The organism is Microbacterium sp., from assembly GCF_031988965.1.
Classification (GTDB): Bacteria; Actinomycetota; Actinomycetes; order Actinomycetales; family Microbacteriaceae; genus Microbacterium.
The window spans coordinates 439-5,638 of record NZ_DALZXX010000070.1 but is presented as its reverse complement, the minus strand read 5'-3'; the positions used below and the strand labels follow the sequence as shown (position 1 = coordinate 5,638).

Here is a 5,200-nt window from a genome sequence, read left to right as displayed (position 1 = left end):
AAGCCGCACCGTGCGCCTATCGTCGGTGTCGACCGTCGCATCGACCTCGGCGATGTCCGCACTGACCACCCGAGGGTCGGCGACGATCGACCGCACGAGGGCGCGAAGCTCCCACGCGGCGAAGCCTCCGGGTACGCTCGCCGGACAGCCGGGGGCCGCAGCCCGATCGGCGGCGTCGACGTCGACATCGAGATGGATGCGAGAGGCCGCGCCCGCTCCCGCGATCGTCGTCGCCTCGGTGACGACCTCGGCGATGCCGCGCCGACGAACCTCATCGAGCGTGATGACCCGGATGCCCCACTCGGCGGCCCGCGCCGCATAGGCCGCGGAGTTCGCGAAGTCGGCGATGCCGATCTGCACGATCCGCGTCGGGTCGATCCGCTCGCCATCGGGGGCGTCTTCGATGAGACGCCGCACAGGCGAGCCGTTCGACACGCCGTCGCGCAGATCGAAGTGCGCATCGATCGTGATCAGTCCGGTGGCCCCGGCTCCCCGCGCGACCGGGTAGGTCAGCGCGTTGTCGCCGCCGAGAGCGATCACGAGACGAGCGGACTCGGCGAGCTCGTGCACACGCCCGACGGTCGCCGCGATGCCGGCCTCACCGTCGGGCTCCGCCACATCCCCGGCGTCGAGCACGCGCAGCGCTTCGGCGAGGTCGACGACGGGCGGACCCATCAGCGTCGCGCTGTAGCGGGTCAGCGCCTCACGGACCGCGGCAGGCGTCGCATGCGCACCGGTCGGCGACAGCGAGGTGCGCCAGGTCGGAACCCCGATCAGCACGGCATCCGCGTCATCCCCCGCGGCGAACGCGGGCCAGGATCCGGCGCGCGGCCAGAGGTCATCGTGCGACAGAGCCATGATTCTCCGTTCCTCGTGCCTCAGCGGATGCCGTGAAGACCGCGACCCCGTCCTTCCACACCCGATCGACGAGGGGCACTCCGGGCCGATACGCCAGGTGGATGCGCGTCGGTGCCTTCAGCAGAACCAGATCTGCCCGCGCGCCCCGAGCGATCACACCGACATCGTCACGCCTCAGCGCACGCGCACCCCCGGCCGTCGCCGCCCACACCGCCTCGGCGGTAGTCATGCCCATGTCGCGCACCGCGATGGCGATGCAGAACGGCATCGACGATGTGAAGCTCGACCCCGGGTTCGTGTCGCAGGCGATCGCCACCGTCACTCCGGCATCGATCAGTCCGCGGGCGTCGGGATACGGCTGCCGGGTCGAGAACTCGACGCCGGGCAGCAGGGTGAGCACGGTGTCGGAGGCGGCGAGCGCTGCGATGTCGTCTTCGGTCAGGTAGGTGCCGTGATCGATGGAGGCCGCGCCGAGTTCGACGGCGAGGCGCACCCCGTCGCCCGGGCCGAGCTGGCTCGCGTGCACTCGGGGCAGGAGGCCCTTCGCGATCCCCGCCTCGAGCACCCGCCGCGACTGCTCGACCGAGAAGGCTCCGGTCTCGCAGAACACATCGATCCACCTCGCATGCGGAGCGCACGCGTCGAGCATCGGGCCCGTCACCAGGTCGACGTACTCGTCGGCACGGTCGACGTACTCGGCCGGAACGACGTGCGCCCCGAGGAATGTGACCTCCGGCGTGACCTCGGCGGCCAGTCGCACGAGGCGCTCTTCATCCAGGACGCTCAGTCCGTAACCGCTCTTGATCTCGACCGTCGTGGTGCCCTGCGCGAGCATCTCGTCGACGAGATCCTGTAGGCGTTCACGCAGCTGTCCATCGCTCGCCGCTCGCGTCGCCGCGACGGTCGTACGGATGCCGCCCGCGGCATACTTCTGCCCCGCCATCCGCGCCTCGAACTCGGCAGCACGATCGCCGCCGAACACGAGGTGGCTGTGACTGTCGACGAAGCCGGGGATGACCGCGCGACCACCGGCGTCGATGATCTCCTCGGCATCGAGTGCGGCATCCGCCGCCGCGCCGACCCAGGCGATCCGTCCGCCCTCGATCAGCACCGCGGCATCGCGCAGCGCGCCGAAGCGATCGCCCTCTGAGCCGACGTTGGTCGTCAGCTCCCCGATGTTCGTGATCAGCATGGCGCTCACAGCATCGGCACCTTCAGGCCGCGCTCGCGAGCGACGTCGCGCGCGTGCTCGTATCCGGCGTCGACGTGGCGCATGACGCCCGTCCCCGGGTCATTGGTCAGCACGCGCTCGAGCTTCTCGGCGGCGAGCGCCGACCCGTCGGCGACGCTGACCTGACCGGCATGGATCGAGCGGCCGATGCCGACGCCGCCGCCGTGGTGCAGCGACACCCACGAGGCACCGGACGCCGTGTTGAGCAGCGCGTTCAGCAGAGGCCAGTCGGCGATCGCATCCGAACCGTCCTTCATCGACTCGGTCTCGCGGTACGGCGAGGCGACGGATCCCGAGTCGAGGTGGTCGCGGCCGATCACGATCGGCGCCGACAGCTCACCAGAGGCGACCATCTCGTTGAACTTGAGACCCGCCAGATGACGCTCCTTGTACCCGAGCCAGCAGATGCGCGCGGGGAGTCCCTCGAAGTGCACTTTCTCGCCCGCCTTCTCGAGCCAGCGGTGCAGAGGCTTGTCGTCGGGGAACAGCTCGGCGATCGCCCGGTCGGTCTTGTAGATGTCCTCGGGGTCGCCCGACAGAGCCGCCCAGCGGAACGGCCCGCGGCCCTCTTCGAACTGCGGACGGATGTATGCCGGCACGAAGCCGGGGAACTCGAAGGCCCGGTCGAAGCCGCCCAGCTGCGCTTCGGCCCGGATCGAGTTGCCGTAGTCGAAGACCGCCGCCCCGGCATCCTGGAACGCGACCATCGCGGCGACGTGCTGCGCCATCGACTCGCGAGAACGTCGGGTGAACTCCTCGGCATCCTGTTCGGCTTCGGCCTTCCAGTCGGCGACCGAGATGCCGACCGGCAGGTACGCCAGGGGATCATGCGCACTCGTCTGGTCGGTCACGATGTCGATCGGCACGCCGCGGCGCAGCAGTTCGGGGAACACCTCGGCCGCATTGCCGACGACGCCGACCGACAGAGCCTCGCCGGCGTCTTTCGCTGCGACGACCCGCGCGACGGCGGCGTCGAGGTCGGTCGTGTACTCGTCGAGGTATCCGTGCTCGACCCGGCGCGCGAGGCGCGACTCGTCGACGTCGACGATCAGCACGACGCCGTCGTTGAGGGTCACGGCGAGCGGCTGCGCGCCGCCCATCCCTCCGGCACCGCCGGTGAGGGTCAGCGTGCCCTGGAGGGAGTCCCTGCCGAGCGAGCGTGCGACGGCCGAGAAGGTCTCATACGTGCCCTGCAGGATGCCCTGGGTGCCGATGTAGATCCACGACCCCGCGGTCATCTGGCCGTACATGATCAGGCCGAGCTCTTCGAGCTTGCGGAACTCGGGCCAGGTGGCCCAGTCGCCCACGAGGTTCGAGTTGGCGATCAGCACGCGCGGCGCCCACTCGTGCGTGCGGAAGACGCCGACCGGCTTGCCCGACTGCACGAGCAGCGTCTCGTCGGGTTCCAGCTCGTCGAGGGTGCGGACGATCGCGTCGTACGCCTCCCAGCTGCGAGCGGCCTTTCCGGTGCCTCCGTACACGACGAGGTCTTCGGGGTGCTCGGCGACCTCGGGGTCGAGGTTGTTCATGAGCATCCGCTTGGCGGCCTCGGCACCCCAGCTCTTGGCGGTGCGCTGGTTTCCGCGGGCGGCGCGGATGTTCCGGACGGTCTGATCAGTCATTCGCGTGCTCCTTCGCGATGCGGGCGACGGCGCCGGACTGCACGAGCGCGGTCACGGCCTCCATGTCAGGAGAGAGGAAGTGGTCGGGTCCGGGCCCTGCGGCGACGGTGCGGACGAGATCGCGGACGGCGCCGGTCGCGGGCCCCGCCTGCAGGGGCGCACGCAGGTCGAGGGCGCGGGCACCGGTGAGGATCTCGATCGCGAGCACACGGCCGAGTCCGTCGATCGCGCGGCGGAGCTTGCGGGCGGCGGCCCATCCCATCGACACGTGGTCCTCCTGCATCGCCGACGAGGGGATCGAGTCGACGGATGCCGGGACGGCGAGGCGCTTCAGCTCGGACACGACGCCGGCTGCGGCGTACTGGGCGATCATCAGACCGGAGTCGACGCCGACCTCATCGGCGAGGAAGGGCGGCAGGCCGTGGTTGCGCGCGGGGTCGAGCGCCCGATCGGTGCGGCGCTCGGAGATGGAGGCCACATCGGCGACCGAGATCGCGAGGAAGTCGAGCACCGCCGCGACGGGTGCCCCATGGAAGTTGCCGTTCGACTCGATGCGACCGTCGAGCGTGATCACCGGGTTGTCGATCACGCTCGACAGCTCGCGATCCGCGATGGTCGATGCGTAGCCCACCGTGTCGCGGGCGGCGCCGTGCACCTGCGGCGAGCAGCGCAGCGAGTACGCGTCCTGCACGCGGCCGTCTTCCGGGCCCTTGTGACTGTGCACGATGGGCGAGTCGCCGAGGAACGACCGCAGGTTCGCGGCGGACTCCGCCTGCCCCGACTGCGGGCGCAGGGCCATGAGGTCGGCGGCGAACACGGCATCGGTCCCCAGCTGCGACTCGACCGACATCGCCGCGGCCATGTCGGCCGTGAGCAGCAGGGTCTCGAGGTCGTGCAGCGCCAGCACGAGCATCCCCAGCATCCCGTCGGTGCCGTTGATGAGGGCGAGTCCCTCTTTCTCGACGAGCGTGAGCGGCTCGATGCCGGCGGCGGCCAGAGCGTCGGATGCCGGGATGAGCTCGCCGTCCACCGTGCGGACGTCGCCCTCCCCCATCGTCGCGAGGGCGATGTGCGCGAGCGGAGCGAGGTCTCCGGAGCATCCGAGTGATCCGTATTCGCGGACCACCGGCACGATGCCGGCATTCAGCAGGGCGGCATAGGTCTCGACGACGACCGGGCGTACGCCGGTGCGACCGGAGGCGAGCGTCTGCAGGCGCAGCAGCTGCAGGCCGCGGACGACCTCGCGCTCGACCTCGGCGCCGGTGCCTGCTGCGTGCGAGCGGATGAGGCTCGCCTGCAGCTGCAGCCGTCGGTCCGGGGCGATGAACGTGGTCGCCAGCGCGCCGAACCCGGTCGAGACGCCGTAGTGCGGATGCGGGTCGGCCGCGAGTCCGTCGATCACGCGGCGGGTCTCGGCGACGCGCTCGATCGCTTCGGGACTGATGTCGACGAGGGCGCCGTGCCGGGCGACGGCCACGACATCGGCAGG

General features: G+C 70.6%; 4 protein-coding genes. All 4 read right to left on the bottom strand.

Annotated features, from left to right (window positions below):
* Positions 1-858 (bottom strand): arginase family protein (locus tag RTM68_RS11865; protein WP_312171114.1); only part of this gene is annotated, 858 nt, incomplete at its 3' end.
* Entirely contained in the window at positions 839-2,050 is a 1,212-nt protein-coding gene (gene hutI, locus RTM68_RS11860) for an imidazolonepropionase (protein ID WP_396654228.1), read from the bottom strand. The genes RTM68_RS11865 and hutI, both read right to left, overlap by 20 nt.
* Before the next feature lie 5 nt (positions 2,051-2,055).
* Positions 2,056-3,711: a urocanate hydratase gene (gene hutU, locus RTM68_RS11855; RefSeq protein ID WP_312171109.1), complete on the bottom strand. Its 1,656-nt coding sequence runs from the start codon at positions 3,709-3,711 to the stop codon at positions 2,056-2,058.
* Positions 3,704-5,200, bottom strand: a 1,497-nt coding sequence (hutH, locus tag RTM68_RS11850) for a histidine ammonia-lyase (RefSeq protein ID WP_312171106.1), incomplete at its 5' end; no start/stop codon positions are given. The genes hutU and hutH, both read right to left, overlap by 8 nt.